The organism is Mucilaginibacter sp. 3215 (assembly GCF_050433785.1).
Classification (GTDB): Bacteria; Bacteroidota; Bacteroidia; order Sphingobacteriales; family Sphingobacteriaceae; genus Mucilaginibacter.
Map to the genome: position 1 here is coordinate 66,347 of NZ_JBNPWO010000004.1, position 18,276 is coordinate 84,622.

Sequence of the window (18,276 nt, forward strand, 5' to 3'; positions counted from 1 at the left end):
GACATGGCTTAGTTAAAATAAAGTTCATTTCCGTGGTAAACCAGGTAGACTTGGTCGCCGTCAATATGGTAGCCGTAGTCGAAACACATCTTAAACTCCTTTTCATAATAATCGTCCGTGTGCTGGCTTGTGTAATAGTTCAGATTGATGCCGAAACGGTTGAATTCTACCAGCGATAAGCGCCGCTCGTAGAGGGCATACATATTCAGTAATTTCACCCTGTTCTCCACCAGGATATCGCATATCCTGTCCATCGCGGCTGACTGTTTTTCCCGCGCCTTTTGTTCGTCGTCCGGTTCATAGGTTAATGCGGGGTCCGCCACTTTCCCGGTCCGCTGGCGATTATTGTAAGCGCTCTTACAAAATTCGTCGCAATATTTCCGGTCACTGCGCCCGGGACCCAACGGCTTGCCGCACTCGAGGCATTTTTTGATGATTGTTTCTGGCATCTTTTATCGAAACGACTTCATTGAATCGGATATAAACGTTTAAATAACAGCAAATTGTCGGTTTGGGTTTGCGTAATGTAGAACTTTGACCTACACATATCTATTTTGATCATGGAAGCAGTAAAAACCAACTATCCTACCCTGCTACTGAAACGTTTAGCCATGGGCGGAAACATTATTTTATCGATGTCAAAAAGGCGTCGAATGACAGCCACTTTGTGCTGATCACTTCGAGCGAAGAATATGGTAACGAAGAAAAAGCGTATCAACGCCGGACGATCCAGCTTTGGGAAGAAGACCTGGCGAAATTCGTGGAGGCCCTGTCAATGGTATTGAGCCGGCTGGCCTATGGCGAACTGGAACCAGAGAAAGAGAAGATGGAAGTGGTCAAACATCCTAAAAGTGTCAAGGCGCTGGCGCAGTACGACCGGCCGCGGGAAAAGCTGCACGACTTGGGCGCGGGGAAGTTAAGTGCGGAGGAATTATTGGCGATCCTGTTATGCACGGGGACATCCGAAGTTCCGGTGCTGGATCTTTGTAAAAAGATCGTGCGGTCGTTGAAAGGCGACTTGTCAGGAATGCTGGAGATGACGGCGGAACAGCTTTGTGCTTTTCCCGGCATTGGCGTGGCCAAGGCGGCGATCCTGATGGCGGCGCTCGAATTGGGGCGGCGCGTGTTCCTTCCCGCTAAGTCTTAATTTTTTTGAAATGCAAAGGTCGCGCTTGCCCACCCGCCTGTCAAGGGTATATAAACCCCGCTACCGCGGGGCCCTTGACAGGCAGGCGTGCCGCGCGGTAGGGCAATAAAAACTTAAGACTTAGCTTATGGAAAAGTTCACATTAACCTTGCAGTCCCAAACCGACATCGACGCCTACCTTGCAGGTCACGCGATGGCTTACGAGCGTGAATTATTAGGCGAAATCGCCTTAGCTATCCGTTCAGGCGATTCGGAAAAACTAAACTGGTTCGCCGGTTTCGGCGACGGCCTGCGTCAGATATTGATGAATGTACATGAATACCGCCGGGCGCTGGAATTCGGTTTTACCGAGATTGCATTTAACCAATACGGTTGGTTTGTGGCACCGAAGTTCCTTGAACGGGAAGATATCAAATTAGATGAAAGCGAAATCCGCATCGGCCGCAGCCCGAACGGAACCTGGGCCTATTCTCTTTCCTGCAATTATGGAACCGCGGGCAGCAGCGGCCCGCTATGCGTTTTCTGCAAAAAGTTTGAAAACCGCGCAGGGGCTTTAGATGCCGCACTTGGAGAGTTGAAAGCCAGTATGACAAAATACATCGGCAATGGTGATAGCACCAATTACAAGCAGGAAGTGTTACAAAAAACATTGAAAGCTATCGCTGCGTATCAAGTTAGCCAGGTACAATTGGCGCTGTTTTAACTGATATTTGAGGCCTACCGCCTTTGGCAGGCCTTTAGCTGGCGGTTATTTGGTTTCCAGGCTTTTCATTTTTTCGCTGAGTTCTTTCAGGCCCGCTTTGCCTAAGCAATCTTCGGCGAATTCTTTGAGTTTAGCCAAGTCTTCTTCAGGGACGAGTTTCAATAGCTCCTGCCGTTCATTGTCGTCGCTGATGCCGCCTTCGATCACGCTGTTTAACAGGAGCACGGTTTTACGGCTCATCTTGACGTCGATCTTCACCACTTCATTCATCCCCGGACTGCATAACAAGGTTTCATAAACGGTCCCTAATACATTTGTCGTTGCCATACGCATTTTAATTTTATGATTATTGATTAGCGCAAAGGTCGCTGGTTCCGTTGAAACGATCCTACCCAATATTTGGGGTGGATGGGTGAATGTGAAATGCGTGCGCTATTTTTGGTTTTGATTGGTCAGGAGGATTGTGTGATGGATTTGAGTGAGGAATATTTTTCGTTAGGAAAGGCCAGGGAAATTGATCTTAATCTTTTCCTGGAAAGAGAAGGGTTTGCGCCGGTAGCCCGGAAGAAAAACGATACGGACTGGTGGTATTTATCGCCATTGCGTAATGAAAGTACGGCGAGTTTCCATGTAGACGTTTTACGCAACGAATGGTATGATTTCGGGCTCGGTACCGGGGGAAATCCTTTGGATTTTTTCCTGCGGTATTATCAGCGCGGTATCCCGGAAGTGCTGGAAATATTGAACCGTAATTATTCGACGTATACGCTAGAACTTTTCGAGCCGGAGCGGTTTGCTGTCGGTATCCGTTCGGAACATAAATTGTCCGTCAAATCCGTACAGCCTTTGTACAGTTATCCGCTCAAAAACTACCTGCATGAAAGGTCGATACCGGTGGCGGTGGCTGATGTTTTTTGCAAGGAAATTTCTTATGAAGTGGGCGGTCGCTTATACTATGCCATCGGGTTTCAAAATGATGCCGGTGGCTGGGAGATGCGCAACAAAAATTTCAAGCAAAGCAGTACGCCGAAAGACATCACTTGCCTGGGTTTGGGAGCGGGAACTTGCCATGTTTTCGAGGGCTTTATGGACTTCCTTTCCTACCGTTCTTTGCATCCTTATGAAGACCCGAAAACGGTGGACTATGTGGTGCTGAATGGTGCGGGTTTGTTTGACCGGGCCTTGCCATTTTTAAACGCGCATGACCGGGTGCATTTATGGCTGGACAGGGATGTGACGGGGCTGGCTTACCGGGATTATGCGCTTTCGTTGGGTAGCCGGTACGTGGATGAAAGCACGCTTTATGAGCGCTTTAAGGATTTGAACGAATGGTTGCAATGCAAGGGCGAATCGCCGCGGGTACGGCAGAAAGCGGGCTTGTCGCTTGGCTGACGGTTGGTTTTGTGTTGGGATTTCGGCATGAGGCTATTTTCTTTTTTTCCCTCACCGGGAGACTTTTAAGAACGCCCAATTTGCGTTCGGCCAGATGTACAGTTGTTTAACAACAACTGAAATCTGGCCGCCCCCCTCGAAACTCGGGGGCGGGTAGAAAGCAGGCTTTTGGAAGATTGGGTGTATTTGAAGGTTGGGTTTGGGTGTTTGGAATTCTGCGTTGATTTTGTGGAATGGATTTGTGAGGAGGATGACGGATGGCAGATAAAGATACTACGGCCGATTTGGGCCGTAAGCGGATCATTGGCCTGCGGTTGACGGTAGATGAGTTTGGTGAACTGGAAAAGAACTGGAAGCAGAGTACGGTGGGCAAGCTGTCGGAATATGTGCGGCGCATCTTGTTTGGCAAGCGCATTACGGTCTATTCGCGTAGTCAATCGGTGGATGAGTTGGTGGCTGAACTGGTGGTGTTGAAAAGGGAATTGAATGCGGTCGGCGTGAATTTTAACCAGGCGGTGCACCGGCTGAATATGCTGGATCATTCGCCGCAGATGCAGGCATGGCTGGAGCGTTTCGGGCGTGACCGGGATCGCTATTTTGAGTTGTTCGAGGAAGTAAAATTAAAGATCAATTCGATCAGTGAGCAATGGTTGCAGTAGTCCATCAAAGCAAGAGTTTGAGGGGAACTTTGAACTATAATGAACAAAAGGTCAAGCTGGGTTTTGCGGAGTGTTTGGAGGCTGGCTTTTACCCGATGGAGGCGGCAGATATGACCTTTCATCAGAAGCTGCGGCGGCTGGAATTGTTGACGGAATTGAACCAGCGGACGAAATATAATAGTTTGCATGTGTCCTTGAATTTCCACCCGTCGGAACAGCATTCGGATGATCAGTTGCGTGAAATGGCCGAGGTGTTCCTGGATAAGATCGGGTTTGCAGGGCAGCCTTATTTATTATACAAACACACAGATGCAGGACATCCACATATCCATTTGGTGTCGACCAATATTAAAGCCGATGGCAAAGCGATCTCGATGCACAATATCGGCAAGCACAAGGCGCGGCCTGCCTGCGTGGAAATGGAAAAAGAATACGGTTTGGTGGTGGCCAATAGCAAAGAAAATTCATTGCATGACCGGGTGAAGCCGGTGAATGTGCAGCGCGCTTTATACGGGCGGATGGAAACCAAACGGGCGATGAACGGCATTATAAATGTGGTAAGCGATCAGTATAAGTTTACGTCGCTGGCGCAGTATAATGCGGTATTGGGCTTATACAATATTGTAGCCGATACGGGTGCGGATGGTTCGCGGGTTAAAAAGCATGAAGGCTTGGTGTTTAGGGTGCTGGATGCGGATGGGAATAAAGTGGGTGTGCCGATCAAAGCAAGTGATTTTGCGAGTAAGCCAACGCTGAAGAATTTGCAGGAAAAGTTTGCAAAGAACGAGGCCTTGAAGCAGGCGCATAAAGCGCGGTTGACGAATGCGGTTAATATGGCTTTTTTAAATGGCGTGGACAATTTGGAGGGTTTGAAAAAAGCTTTGCAGCAAAAGGGTATCGACCTGGTGGTAAGGCAAAATGCGGATGGGGTGATCTATGGTTTGACGTATGTGGATCATGACCGGAAAACGGTGTTTAACGGTAGTGAATTAGGCAAGGCATTTAGTGCCAAAGCCATTCTGGAACGCTGTCCTAACATAGCGGCCAGTGAGGGAAAAAAACAAAACGGCAAAACGCAAAAACCGGGCATGGCGGGCCACGCAAACGCGGGGGAAAAGCGTGGTTTTTTACCAGAATTTCGGGAGGTGGCCGGTTTGGATTCCGGTATGCTGCGGGCTGCGGAAACTTTACTGGTAGATGGTGAGGCAGGTACCGGGATGGATTGGGAACTGAAGCGCACGAAGCGGAAGAAAAAGAAAAGGGTCCGGCTGTCGCCGGGCTAACGATCAGTGTGATTTATTGGCTTTAGGATAACCATTTTTTGAGGTTTCAAAGGATGGCTGGCGCTAGCTATGCCCGGAAAATCCGGGTGTATGTATAAGTGTGGATGATTAAAATTCTCCTCCTCCGGGGGGAGATGGAGAGGGGGCTGATATGCAAACTGGAGAGAATGATCAGGCCATGCGCAAGATCCTGGATATGACCAGGCTGATCAGTGTGGCGGTGTTGCTGCTGCACTTTTATAAGGAGTGTTACGGGGCTTTTGTGGGCTGGCATTTGGTGTCGGGGATCACAGACCGGCTGTTAGAAAATATTGTCAAGACGGGGCTGCTGGGCAGCTTCCTGAAGCCCAAGCTGGTCGCGCTGGCATTTCTCGCTATCGCGCTGATCGGTGTGAAGGGGAAAAAGGATGAAAAGCAGACGGTAAAAACCGCAATGCTGTACCTCATCAGCGGTTTTATTTTTTTCCTCAGCAGCTACTTCATCATTCTGGTGAGAGGAAAAATAGAATGGGTTGCGGTGGGCTATATGTTGGTGACGGGGTTGGGCTATCTGCTGATGATGAGCGGTGGCACGATGCTCTCGCGGATCATAAGGGATAAGTTGTCGGGTGATATCTTCAACCGTGACCAGGAGACGTTCCCGCAGGAAGAGCGCTTGCTGGAAAATGAGTATTCGGTGAACCTGCCGATGAAGTACGTGCTGAAAGGCAAACAGCGGGATGGCTGGATCAACCTGATCAACCTGTTTCGTTCGCTGGTAGTGCTGGGTTCGCCGGGTTCAGGTAAGTCGTATTTCATTATCCGGCACGTCATTACGCAGCATATCCGCAAGGGCTTTGCGATGTTCGTATATGACTTCAAGATGCCGGATCTGGCGATCATTGCCTACAATACCTGGCTGAAGTGCAAGCATCTTTATAAGGTAGCGCCTCAATTCTTTTCCATAAATTTCGATGACCTGTCCCGCAGCCACCGCTGCAACCCGCTGGATCCCTCGGCGATGCTGGACCTGACGGATGCGGTGGAATCTGCCCGGACAATTTTACTGGGGCTGAACCGCGAATGGATCAAAAAGCAGGGCGACTTTTTCGTGGAATCGCCGATTAACTTTCTGACGGCCATCATCTGGTACCTGCGGAAATATAAGGATGGGGAATTTTGCACATTGCCGCATGTGATCGAATTGATGCAGGCGGACTATGATAGCCTGTTTACGCTGCTGGGCACGCAAAAAGAGATCGATGTACTGATCAACCCTTTTATCAGCGCCTACAAACGGGACGCGGTGGAACAATTGGAGGGGCAGATCGCCTCCGCCAAAATTACGATGGCACGGATCGCCTCCCCGCAATTGTATTATGTGCTTTCGGGCAATGAGTTTACGCTGGATATCAATAACCCGGAGGCACCGAAGATCGTGTGCATGGGCAACAACCCGCAGAAGATACAGATCTACGGTGCGGTGCTGTCACTGTTTACCAACCGGTTATTAAAAATCATCAACCAGAAGGGCAAGCTGAAATGCAGCCTGATCTTTGATGAGTTTCCCACGTTAACGACAGATATCATCCCGACGATCAGTACCGGCCGGAGTAATCTGATCTCGACCTGCCTGGGCATCCAGGATGCCAGCCAGCTGCGCAAGGATTACGGGCGCGAACAGGCGGACGTGATCATGAATATTGTGGGCAATATGGCGGTCGGCCAGGTATCAGGCGATACGGCCAAATTCGTATCGGAAAAGATCGGCCGCATCATGCAGGACCGGGAAAGCCTGTCCATCAACCGCAGCGATACATCCATCAGCCGCTCGAAGCAACTGGAGGCTGCGGTACCACCCTCGCGGATAGCGGCTTTGAGTTCAGGTGAGTTCGTAGGTATGGTGGCGGATAACCCGGACTGCAAGGTCGAGTTAAAGGCTTTTCATGGCGAGATCATCAATGACCATGCAGCCTTGAAAAAAGAGATCGACGGGTACCTGCCGCTTCCGGAAATCCGGAAGATCAGCCCGGCCATCGTGGAGCGGAATTACCTGGAGATCAAACAGGATATCCGTGATATTATCGAGCTGGAAATGGAACGCTTATTAAGTGACCCGGCACTGGCGCATTTGATCATCAAAAAAAGCTGAAATCTGCCTTTTTAAACAGTTGCGCAATTCCTTACCTTTAAGTTTATTTTTCAAATGGCGCAGGATCCGAACCTTTTCACTTTCCCATCAACCCAGGAACAGCTGGATCAGTTCCTTGCGGCATACACGGCGGATAAGTTGATGTTTCCGCCGGATAAAGCAATGCGGGGTTTCAAGACCCGGAATTTGCGGGTTTGCCGGTTTTGTAACAGCCCGGCAGGCAGCAGGAAATTTAAAAAGGCGGCGCATGTCATCCCCGAATGCTTAGGTAACAAACATTTGCAATCAGATTTCGAGTGCGATGACTGTAACGCTTTATTTGGTAAGTATGAGACGGATTTCGCCGCCTGGTTGGGCATCGCCAGGTCGGTAAACGGAACCGTTGGCAAGAATGGGGTGCCCACATTTAAGTCGCCCAATGAGATGATTACCGCCCGCCTAACCGAGTTTTATACCACTAATGCCACCAAGATCAGTACGCCCAGCCCGGATACCGGCGCGATCAATTTCGATAGGGAATCGGGAAAGACTGTCATCACCTATATGAAGGAGCCCTATACACCGATCAAGGTTTACAAGTGCCTTCTAAAAATGGCTTTATCCATGATTGCCACTGATGAAGTCGAACAGTACCGGCCGGCTTTAAAATATTTGATTAGCGGCCAACCATTACCCTGGTTCGATGAGTTTGCAAAGATCATGTTTCATGTACTTCCAATGGAACACCGGTACAGCAAGCCGGTAGGCTTTCTTTATAAAAAAACTGATGCCGCCGCAAAACTGCCCATGCACGTTTTTGTGTTTTATTATGAAACCTACATCTTTGCTTTGCCATTGCCGTTTAATGAACTGGATTGGAATGCCGGCTTATACAAGGATTTGGACATCCTTTATCCGCCGGCCATAGTTTTTCACCAGCCACATCCGCAAAGCCGCTGTATCAGCCGCAACCTGGATCTTTCCGGTTATGAAAAAGTTGTCGGGCAAGAAGGCCATTTAAGCTTTGAGATGAAACCCGAAGACCTTAAAAACATGATGAGTTTCGATCCGAAAACAGGTGAATCAAAGGAAGCGGTTATCGATCCCGGCGAAATTGTTGCAGTCGTTTTCGCGACCGCAGGCACGACCATTAAATTTGATGACATCACCGGTAAGCCGGCCTGAACCCATACGTTTCCACTATGAACAAAAGATTATTTGAACGATTGATCAAACGCCCGGAAAGCGCGACACTCGACTTTAAAGAGCAATCGTATAGTTTTAAAAAGGGTGACCCGGATGAAGATGCAAAATTCATAAAAGACATCCTCAGCTTCTGCAATACCATCCGCGATGAGGAAGCTTACATCATCGCCGGTATCAGCCACACACCCCAACAGACGGACCTGGTGGGTTTAAGCGACTTTACGGACGATGCCATTTTTCAGCAAAAAGCAAAGGATAAGATCTGGCCGAAGGCGGTTTTCAAAAGCTATACTTACCAATATGAGGGAAAGTTGTTCGGCATCATAGAATTTCCTATCCACCACTATCCCTCGCCATTGGAGGCCACCCGGCAGATGAAAGGAATTTTAACGGATACCATCTATCTCAGGCGGGGCTCAGGCAATGCGGCCGCTTCCCCAAGGGAAACGATCCAGTTGCATCAATGGCAGCAATCCATTCCACCTCCTGCCGAAGCCCAAAAGCCAGGTATAAATATCGACCAGGCTGAACTGGACCGACTGATTGCCGAGCTTTCAGACAGGAGTAAAAGCCTTGCCGCCACGATGGCGGCTATGCATGCTTTCGCCGGAAAGGCGAACGACAAAAACCTCCTGCAATTTACTACTCATGAGCTTAAGGGCTACCACGGCCTGAAAGACGGGAAGATGACGAAGTACAAATTCAGGATACGGCGGATTATCGCTACGCCTTATGAGATCCAGTTGGCCCCCTGGGGATCCGCCGAGCAGATGCTCGAAAAGTTAAGGAATGACGAGCACTTCCGGGATGTCGATTATTTCTTCAACAACTCTTTGGTGGACCTCGAAGTTATGCAGGGCAATATGAAGAGCAAGCCAACGCTTGCACTTCTTTCTGTTCCGTATCAAAAAGTTTTTCCAACTATCACCGCCAGTAATGTCCCGAAGGCAACGCTTTACCTGGGCCCGCAGGATATTGATACCGTCTATGAGGGGATCAGGAAGTTTGCGATAAAGCAACTCATCGACCTAAACAAGTGATTAAGCAGGTTTCATTTTCATTTTTGCGATAAAGCCGTTTTTCCTTCCAGTTTCAACCGGTGGAATGCAATGATCGGAAGTGGAACCGGTTCCCTGGCAATATAAGCCATCGGCATTTCTTCCGCAGCGACCACAACCGAAACGACCTCATAATCATCCGATGGCAGTTTTAAAAAAGCCTTCAGTTTGTCCGGGTTTGCTTTCAGGTATTCATCGCGTTTGACATGCTTGATGATCTTCGCTTTCGTTTGCTTGCCTTCACGCCCCAGATACAGGTCCAGTTCGGTTTTCATCTCATGGATCGTGCGCGCGCCGACCAGGTTTTTGCATTCGATGGAATAAACTGTTTTAAGGGCGTGGTCGACCGCCATCACGTCGGTATCGCCATAATTACTATCCGCGGGAATGTGCCCGCCCTGCTCGATCTTAACTTCATGGTCGATGACCTCCAGGTCAGTGTTGGCTTTCAGCCAGTCCTTTACTTCATTGCGGTAAGGGGTTCCCTTTTCGTTATTGATCTTCCCTAAAAAAGAACTCATCTCATCGGAGTTGCTCTCAGGAAGTTTGCCCGTGAAGATCAAAAATATCAGGTTTTCAAAATAGGTTTTGAGATGCCTGAAACCGAACAGATAGGTAGATGATCCGTCAGCGCCTTCTAATTTTACTAATGGCCTGCGCAAATAGGATAAATTCCGGCCAAAGCGCCATGGGAAAATATCTTTGGTGCCATAGCCTTTAGGGAACGTGCCAATGCTTTCCCTGCGCAATAAGGTCATAAGTTCAACAACCTTTTTAATAATATTTTCCTCCTTATCCGGCAATTGCTCCTTCAGGATGGTAAATAATTCTTCGGCCGGCAACGCGGAGCAGGGTTCTTCACGGCGAAATCCGTAATCGATCAGTACACCTGTAACATCTGATATATCGGTGATCGTCACGCCGAATTCTGCCAAAAAAGCGGCGTCCGCTTCCTCCGATTTGGCCGTACTTTTCGCCCTTTCCTTGTAATTCGGTACATACCTGCTTTTGAAACGCTCTACGAACCTGGCGACAACACCGGTGTTCCGTGCATGGGCGTAGGGCGCTAAAGATTCATTTTGGAATTTCTTGCTCGTTCCGATACGGCCTGATGGCAGCAAGCCCATTTCCGGGTCATCCAGCCCCATACGCATGGCTTCGCTTTCCGACCCCCAGTTGGCTACTTCATTGGCCATAGCCAGTAACTGATCGATTTCGGCATAATTAGGGACCTTATTTTCGGAAGGGGGATTTGCGGCCACAAACTCGATCAGCGTCCTTATGGCAAGCGACGTAGGAACCAGCATCAGGTCATGCTTGTTGATCTCGTCGACTTCATTTTGAAAATCTTCAAAACAGGCGATCTTCGCAGGTGAACGGATTTCGCGGATCTCCCGGGTAAACACGCAGCGTTCATTCCACTTGATTAGCCATTTGATCAGCGCAGCCCCATCGAATGCTGCGATGCGCCGGCTCAGTTCACCGATCAGGCCCGTGACAAGTGCGTCGCACAAGGCTATCTTTTCGGTGATTTTACCGATCTTTTCAGGGATCATATAGCCCCCGGGCAGGTAACTTGTTAAATGGTCAAGCACAAAGGAGCTGTCGGTATCCTGGAAATAATGTTCAGGCGGGAGGTGGTGCCCGTCGAGTTCCACGTCGGCTGCAGCGTCAGAAAATAAGATCATCTTCGCACCGGCCGGCTGCATCACATGCTCGACCGCTTCCTCGATTTCCTGCGGAGTCAGGTTTATTTTACCACCGGCTTCGCGGATATAATCAACCAGCCCGTTTAACGCGGCTTTCACCAGCATTTTTTCGCCCGTATTATCAGGCCTCGCTGTCAGGTAAATAAACTCGTATGGAATGTGCAATTGCAGTTTCGGTGCAGCGATAGTCGTCGTAATGGCGATATCATCAGGCTCCACCGTTTTAACAATGAACTCACGGCCGTTCAGTATTTGTTCATCTACGATAAGCTCCATTTCAAACTGAACAAATTTTTGTTCGTCGATGGCCGGTGCCAGGTCGTCAACAAGCCTGAACAGCCAAAACATCAACGCGTCGGCAATTTCTTTTACCAGTAGCTCGGGATCGGCCTGGTAGTTCGTCACCCAGACCGGGATCTTAAAGCAATCAAGCAAGCGCCGGTATTCCCGGGAAAGCGGGCCTTTGAAGGCGTAAATCGGTGCAAATTCAGCTTTGCGGATCACATTGGTGAACGCGCGGACGCCATTGTCAACCAACAATTCCGCGGCATGTTCATCCCTCAGGATCTTGATCTCCTGTTTAAGTTCTACATCATTTCCCGGCAGGATCATCAGCATAGCACCTTTGGGCCTGGCACTATCGGCGTTGGTCAGCGCGCCGTGGTTACTACGGTAAACCGCATACAAATTTAAAAGGCCGGTTGTTGGCGGTAATTTGAAATGGGCTACTGCATCTTTAAATACCCCTGCAAATTTCCAAAGGGTCAGAAAATCAGATTCTTTATCGTACACGATGGCGTTGAGTTCACTTGAAGTCAGGTACAAATAACGGTCAGGTACCGTCAGCTTGGGCATGGCAATGAATTCACCGTGCCCGGTTTCAGAAAACACAACAACCGCGAGTACCTCGTGGGGAACATCCGGGTCAAGCGTTTTAAGGTAGGCATCGACCTCGGCAGCACGTTCCTGCATGGCTTTATCAAACGGCGTGGCCTGCCCGATCTGGTCAACCGGGACGTAACACAGGTAACCGAATTTTTGGTTGTCGAAGCGCCATACCGATTCCCTGAAAGGGAACGAGGTTTTATTTTCCGGCAATTTAATATCAGTGTATTGCCAGCCCAGGTATTCAATCGCCCGGCCCGCCCGGTGGTATTGCTCGCCATGCAGCATTTTCATGAGGAGTTCGTGGCAATCAAAGTGGGCCGCCTGGTCAAAAATGAACGCAATTAAACTGCTTACAACCGTGGTAGGCATGAAAAGAAAGTAGTTTTCACCATCCTTTAATAATGGTTTGACCGATACGACATTATTGTCGGGGTCATCATCAGCTAAACGCGGATCTTTCGGATCGAGGATGAAATGATCCAGCGTTTCCAGTTGATAGCCGTAAAGCTTGGCAATTTTTGTCAGGAATTCGCTGTCAAATTCCAACGTCTGGGAACCTTCAATAAAATCTTCAAATGCCGGGAATGCAAAATCATCTGACATTTCGCCACGCTCATAGCGGTCAAAGCCCAGGTCTTCTGCAACCTGGTTACTCAGGAAAAGCAACATTCCGGCTGCGCTGTAAATCAAACGCTTGAAAGCGTCCGGCAAAGAATTATCACCCGTTAATATCACTTCAAGAAGTTCGTTCACAATGGCAGAGCCGTTGCGGTAAACACCGGGAAAAACGATCTGGTTGCCATTAGCGGATATAATATTTTCGGTAAAGAGGTTTTCCGGTTCGTCATCCCCAAAGCTTTCACCCAGAACGACGGCCCTGCGCAGTTCGTCCCAGGGCATATACGGGCGCTGATCGTCATCAGGCATTTGCCGGATGACGTCGGCGGCCATCATTTCCAAACCGAAATTGCGGCCATGGTTTTCCGGTACCGTTTGCAAATAGGCCAAAAAACGTAAGATGGGCATCGCCCTCTACTTACTGATCTGTTTTGCAAAGGTTGGAGGCTCCTTTCGGGCGATGGCCACAGGTTGTGCGGGGGCTATCTCATCCTTTCCCCAGTGGCAATTTTTGTACTTCTTTCCGCTGCCGCATGGGCACGGGTCGTTTCTTCCGGCTTTTGACATAAACTATTAGGTTGAATTGGTTGCAAATGATTGGCAAACACTATGCTAAGTGCAGCGTATCTGACAAGTTGGCTTATGAAAATCAGAGCAGGACGTAGTACAGGCGTCCGGGCGGACCATACCACATTACGGTTTTACCTGCCGGTTTTTCATTCAATCAAAAATCCAATGGATGATCCTATATTTGATTGCCGAAAAACCTACAATCGCAGCTTTAAATAATGGAAATACTAAGAGACAAAGACGGGGAATTTATTTTGATTTCCGAAACCGCGCAAGTGGCCGAGTTGGTTGCGCGGATCAACGAGCAGGTAAAATTTGCTTACCGGTTCAAATTTTCAGACAGGGATTTTTTTGTCGATGTCCTTACCTCATTGGGCATCATTTACGATGATTTTACAGTAAAATACTATTACTACGACCATAGCCGGAAGCTGCACATCGCGGAAAGTGAATTCGAATATGTGTGGATCAGTACCGCGGGCCTGGTCGCTAAAAGTAAATCTACCACCAATAGTGCCGTTAATGCTTGCTTAAACCAGCATACGGTAATCTCGTTGCTTTTGGAGAAAGCCATTGAAGTAGTCAGCGACGAAAAAGTGTATGATATTGACTCCCATCTTTTCGGGCGCTTAACCAATCTGTCACCTGCCATATTTCATAACCTGACATTCTATGTTGAGGTTTTCTGCAAAGCTTACCTTTCTCTGACCGGCGTACAGCCGCCACACACGCATAAGCTGCAGGCAATTTATCAGGCTACTTTAGATACGATGAACAGCAATAAGCACGACGATTCGCTTTTGCAGGTATTATTGCTGGAACCGCTTTACAAATTTGTCGAGCATATCAACAGCATTCCGGGAGCTTTTAAAGAACACTTTATAAAATATGATGATAACCCGGATGATGATACGGTGATCCTTTTTGAGCTAAGAGACCTATTGGAAATGAAAAACCTGCTTGATCAATCTGCTGATTTTATCGGTGAATATTTTTACACCGGCGCTCAAACACATTATTTGCAGACTAACCTTTACCAAACGATGCTTGATAAGGCGGGCACGGTGGAGAAAAAGAAAAGAATACAGGAACTATATCCCCATTTGGCAAAGAAAAACAGTAATACCTGAGTAACAAGCTCTGTTATAAAATACGGTGCCAGCCCGATTAATTGCCATTTTGTTGCACGTTTAAACTGGGTTTTGTATCTTTAAGAAGGCAAGAGCAACTATGAAAACCGTTAACAAAACCGTTAACAAAAAGAAAAAGTCTGCTACGATTTCTCGTAACAGGCTGATTTTCAAGTAGCGGGGAGCAGGATCGAACTGCCGACCTTAGGGTTATGAACCCAATTATAAAACTAAGCTTCAGCCGTTAGTCCACATACAAATAAGTATGCTGTCTTAACGCTGTAACATATCTGAATATCAAATGAACAGAAGAAATGTACTTAAAGGTATGGCGTTAGGGCTGTCGTCGTTCTACCTTTCCAAAAGTTATGCAGGCCGGTTGTTGAAAGCGCCGTACGCTGCAGGTCCGTTTAAGCCAACCTGGGATTCGCTGGCACAATACCGGGTGCCTGAGTGGTTTCGAGATGCCAAATTTAGGATGTGGGCCCACTGGGGCCACAGTGCCAGCCCGAGCAGGGTGATTGGTATGCGCGGGAAATGTAGCCGTACGGCATTTGCAAAATGGAATATTTGGTTTTGTTGTGTTGCTTATTTGTTACTCGGCGATTGTAAGTAGTTGATTGCCAGAATTATATTCAATGCCGGCCATGCGGCAAAGGTAGTGCAATTATTTTTTGACTAAAGCCGGTATTTGTGCAATAAGGGTTAGGAGACATTTAAGCTTTGTTTATCTTTAGTTCCCAATTACAACAACCATGACCTTTAAATACTTTATTTTCTTATCTGTGTGTTTGCTGGCCGGCAGAGTTGCCAACAGCCAGCACAGCAATAAAACCATTCAAATAGATATCCAAAAACTGTTAAATGCCCGCCCTGTAACTACAGTTACCGATGGTAAGTTGCAAACCTGGGTAACCGGTATTGATGGCGGAGGCAAAGGGGATGGTTATCTTACCGCGGATGCAGCAAAACTTAATGGCGATCATGATACGCATGCTTTGCCTGATAATCCATTGATCCCGGCTAATTCGTTTCACCCAGCCACCTTGCTTCATTATAAAAACGGTGACAACGGTAACCAAAGCCTAAATGTTGCCGGTATTGATAGTTTTAGCTTCGATGTTCCTCACAAAAAATATTCTGGTTTGTATCTGAGCCTTACCAGTTCCGAAGGGCCTTCGCAACTATATATTACACTAACTTATAGCGATGGTAGCGAGTTTAAAGATTTTAAATTGCCCGATTATTATAATGATATACCTGAAGGTAACTCAAACCTGAGCTACTTAGTACATGATCTGGCCAAATGGGGGCAGGGAAATAAGATAACAGAAAATGATCATCATAATATCGATGTATTGAATATTCATCCTGATCCCGGGCGCATTCTAAAAAAAGTTACTGTAAGTAAAGATAAAGCCGGATACCTTGTTTTTTGGGCCGCTACAGGAGTTACGGAATAACGTATTTACTAAATTGAACATGTCTTTTGTGTCGATTCTGCATTCTTATACAAAACAAGTGCTTAACATGGTCTGGCATGTGCCCATGCGCTATGCACGCCACATGCCATATAACGCCTTGCTTTTAACGTAGCATAGCTACAAAGCCACCACCCGGCGATAATTTTATAGTAAGCGTGTCTTTGGGATTGACTAATCTTTCTTCACGGAGGATAGATGCATTGGTATCTTCTCCGTCATATATCAGTACCCCTTTTGTTGCGTGCTGTAGAAAGTTTAAAGGAATTTTAATTTCACGTGCATCGGCACCATTCATAACGCCAACCCACCAGGTGTTTCCTTTTCGGCGTGCATAAGCAACAATTTCACCCATTTGGGTACAGCTTAAAACTTTTGTCTCGTCCCAGGTTGTAGGTACCTGTTGAAATAAATCAAACATCGGGCTCTCCAGGTAAAATTTATATTCGTCCGCGAAATGCGTAATAGGAGAAAGATATACGATGGATTGAGCAAACTCATGGGCCCAGGTGAATTTTTGCGATGTAAGTTGCTCTGGGTTCAGTATTACAGGAGTAAAATCTGCAGCACCGGCGGTAAAACGCGTAAACGGTACAGATACGTCATGGTCTAACGGTGCCACTCTTTTATACCGGGTCATATGATATTCATTCCCCCTAACTGCCTCCCTCGTAATATCCATAGGGTAGGTTCTCGTCAATCCCGTTGGTTTTACACTTCCATGAAAATTAAGCATTAGTTTGAGGTCTGCACAATCTTGCATGGTACCCATGTACCATTGTATGATCGAAGAGGTTGCAGGGGGGATAAAGTCTATCTTAATACCTGCTGCTCCCAATTCTTTGATCCGCTTCAGATACGAATAACGGGCTGCCGCTGATCGCATTTCTTTAGAATCGACCCAAACAATTGATTTTACCCCAACACTTTTTCCGTATGATATCGCATCTCCCAAAAGCTGCCATTGATCTTTACCCGGCTCCCTCCAATTTCGCCAGCCGTCATCCACTAAATAATATTCCCATTTTAGTTTAGCCGCTGCATCATACCAACTCTTCTGGTCAGCAAGCTTGGGGGCGCCAACGCTCCACCATTGCCATAAACAACGGCCGGGCATTACCCAACTAAAATCGTTATCCTTTTGTGGTGCCGGACAAAGGTTAATGAGTAGGTCTGAGTTTATAAGTTTAGTTAAATTTTTTGCTATGATGGTTGTCCTCCAGGGAGATACTTTTTGATTTTCATAAATACCTTTAAGTACAGCATGTTCGGTATCGCTATCCGATTGTACATCCCAACCGTTGGGTGCAAAGGGGAAATTTGCTTTGAAAGAACTATCATGGCGTATAAAAGACATGTCTGAAAAGTCTTCGCAATCAGCTTCTGAAACCGAGGCAAAAATCCCGTTTACATTAAAAGTTAAGGGCCCCATTATCGGTGTATTTTGTGGAACCGATGGCAATGGAGTTACGTGGCTTAAGCCTTCATATCCTTCATTATAATCCGACCAGGCAACCTGCGTTACTTTTCCGGCAAATTCCCATGAGGTCGAGTCGGCATTGATTTTTTGGGTATTGTAAGGTAATGTGTAACGTACAGCAATGCCGTCATTATAAGCACGCACAATCAGGTTGAATTTCTTCTCTCCTGTCAGCAAAGGAATTGTAGTTTCATTTGCTTCATTATGTGCCATTTCGTGAGCGCCGTTGATAGTATAGGTTTCCTTTATCTTTTTATTTGAAGTGGCACCCGCAAATTTGGTTTCAACTCCAAGATCGATACCATCAACAGTTAAACCCAGGCGCGATGGTGCTATCAACATCGTATTGTTAACTGCCGCGTTGTATGATAATTTGCCTTTGGCGATGAATATGTGGACATTAATTTGTCTGTCGGGGCTGCTAATGGTGATGGTTTTTTGCTGGGCATATCCATTGTAATACAAACACAGCATAAGTAGTAATAAGCAGGTATTTATTTTCATAATTAGCGCTTTTGTCATTTAAATAAACAGTACAAAGAATTTAAATATTCCAGATCGGTATTTAGGTTAATTGTTAATTATCGGTTTAATGTCGGCGTTGGGTCGTTTAACTAACGGTTTGGCAAATAATTTACATGACTGCTTAATATTAGCTGAATTTTCAGCCATCCCTTAAATAGTTAACCACCCCGGCTTATCCTGCAACAAATATATTTTACCAGCTTTTACCCAGATTGTATTAATTAGACTTTTCTTTATAAGAATCCGACTTTTTATTTAATTGAGGGCGGGGATTAAGCGTTCAAGTAAAATTCAAAAAAATATTAATTGATGAAATT

16 protein-coding genes are annotated in these 18,276 nt (G+C 47.1%); 11 read left to right on the plus strand and 5 right to left on the minus strand.

What is annotated here, in order from left to right:
• Positions 1-8 precede the first annotated feature (8 nt).
• Positions 9-449: a hypothetical protein gene (locus ABIC84_RS08880; RefSeq protein WP_429263375.1), complete on the minus strand. Its 441-nt coding sequence runs from the start codon at positions 447-449 to the stop codon at positions 9-11.
• A 98-nt stretch (positions 450-547) separates the two neighbouring features.
• On the opposite strand from ABIC84_RS08880, the gene ABIC84_RS08885 reads away from it, so the two are divergent.
• Positions 548-1,147 (plus strand): UPF0758 domain-containing protein, encoded by a 600-nt coding sequence (locus ABIC84_RS08885; protein ID WP_429263558.1) that lies wholly within the window; start codon positions 548-550, stop codon positions 1,145-1,147.
• Positions 1,148-1,274: 127 nt separating this feature from the next.
• Positions 1,275-1,850: a hypothetical protein gene (locus ABIC84_RS08890; RefSeq protein WP_429263376.1), complete on the plus strand. Its 576-nt coding sequence runs from the start codon at positions 1,275-1,277 to the stop codon at positions 1,848-1,850.
• A gap of 45 nt (positions 1,851-1,895) precedes the next feature.
• Here ABIC84_RS08890 and ABIC84_RS08895 read toward each other — a convergent pair whose 3' ends face one another.
• Positions 1,896-2,177: a hypothetical protein gene (locus ABIC84_RS08895; protein WP_429263377.1), complete on the minus strand. Its 282-nt coding sequence runs from the start codon at positions 2,175-2,177 to the stop codon at positions 1,896-1,898.
• Positions 2,178-2,318: 141 nt separating this feature from the next.
• On the opposite strand from ABIC84_RS08895, the gene ABIC84_RS08900 reads away from it, so the two are divergent.
• From ABIC84_RS08900 to ABIC84_RS08925, 6 genes are all read left to right on the plus strand, one after another.
• Positions 2,319-3,242 (plus strand): toprim domain-containing protein, encoded by a 924-nt coding sequence (locus ABIC84_RS08900; protein WP_429263378.1) that lies wholly within the window; start codon positions 2,319-2,321, stop codon positions 3,240-3,242.
• A gap of 257 nt (positions 3,243-3,499) precedes the next feature.
• Positions 3,500-3,901, plus strand: coding sequence for a plasmid mobilization protein (locus ABIC84_RS08905; RefSeq protein ID WP_429263379.1), 402 nt, complete (start codon positions 3,500-3,502; stop codon positions 3,899-3,901).
• 29 nt (positions 3,902-3,930) lie between these two features.
• Entirely contained in the window at positions 3,931-5,184 is a 1,254-nt protein-coding gene (locus ABIC84_RS08910; RefSeq protein ID WP_429263380.1) for a relaxase/mobilization nuclease domain-containing protein, read from the plus strand.
• A gap of 151 nt (positions 5,185-5,335) precedes the next feature.
• Positions 5,336-7,315: a conjugal transfer protein MobC gene (mobC, locus tag ABIC84_RS08915; RefSeq protein ID WP_429263381.1), complete on the plus strand. Its 1,980-nt coding sequence runs from the start codon at positions 5,336-5,338 to the stop codon at positions 7,313-7,315.
• 54 nt (positions 7,316-7,369) lie between these two features.
• Positions 7,370-8,479, plus strand: a complete 1,110-nt coding sequence (locus tag ABIC84_RS08920) for an HNH endonuclease (RefSeq protein ID WP_429263382.1) — start codon at positions 7,370-7,372, stop codon at positions 8,477-8,479.
• 17 nt (positions 8,480-8,496) lie between these two features.
• Positions 8,497-9,540, plus strand: a complete 1,044-nt coding sequence (locus tag ABIC84_RS08925; RefSeq protein ID WP_429263383.1) for an AlbA family DNA-binding domain-containing protein — start codon at positions 8,497-8,499, stop codon at positions 9,538-9,540.
• 17 nt (positions 9,541-9,557) lie between these two features.
• On the opposite strand, the gene ABIC84_RS08930 is transcribed toward ABIC84_RS08925, so the two are convergent.
• Positions 9,558-13,181, minus strand: a complete 3,624-nt coding sequence (locus ABIC84_RS08930; protein ID WP_429263384.1) for a hypothetical protein — start codon at positions 13,179-13,181, stop codon at positions 9,558-9,560.
• Positions 13,182-13,187: 6 nt separating this feature from the next.
• The gene (locus tag ABIC84_RS08935; RefSeq protein WP_429263385.1) at positions 13,188-13,340 is read right to left on the minus strand and encodes an SEC-C metal-binding domain-containing protein; all 153 of its coding nucleotides are present in this window, start codon (positions 13,338-13,340) and stop codon (positions 13,188-13,190) included.
• Positions 13,341-13,561: 221 nt separating this feature from the next.
• Here ABIC84_RS08935 and ABIC84_RS08940 point away from each other — a divergent pair, with 221 nt between their 5' ends.
• From ABIC84_RS08940 to ABIC84_RS08950, 3 genes are all read left to right on the plus strand, one after another.
• Positions 13,562-14,473, plus strand: coding sequence for a hypothetical protein (locus tag ABIC84_RS08940; RefSeq protein ID WP_429263386.1), 912 nt, complete (start codon positions 13,562-13,564; stop codon positions 14,471-14,473).
• Between the two features lie 301 nt (positions 14,474-14,774).
• A complete protein-coding gene (locus tag ABIC84_RS08945) occupies positions 14,775-15,089 on the plus strand; it encodes an alpha-L-fucosidase (protein WP_429263387.1) in 315 nt (104 codons plus the stop codon).
• A gap of 139 nt (positions 15,090-15,228) precedes the next feature.
• Positions 15,229-15,936 (plus strand): hypothetical protein, encoded by a 708-nt coding sequence (locus ABIC84_RS08950; RefSeq protein WP_429263388.1) that lies wholly within the window; start codon positions 15,229-15,231, stop codon positions 15,934-15,936.
• A 124-nt stretch (positions 15,937-16,060) separates the two neighbouring features.
• Here ABIC84_RS08950 and ABIC84_RS08955 read toward each other — a convergent pair whose 3' ends face one another.
• Positions 16,061-17,908, minus strand: coding sequence for a glycoside hydrolase family 97 catalytic domain-containing protein (locus ABIC84_RS08955; protein ID WP_429263389.1), 1,848 nt, complete (start codon positions 17,906-17,908; stop codon positions 16,061-16,063).
• Positions 17,909-18,276 lie beyond the last annotated feature (368 nt).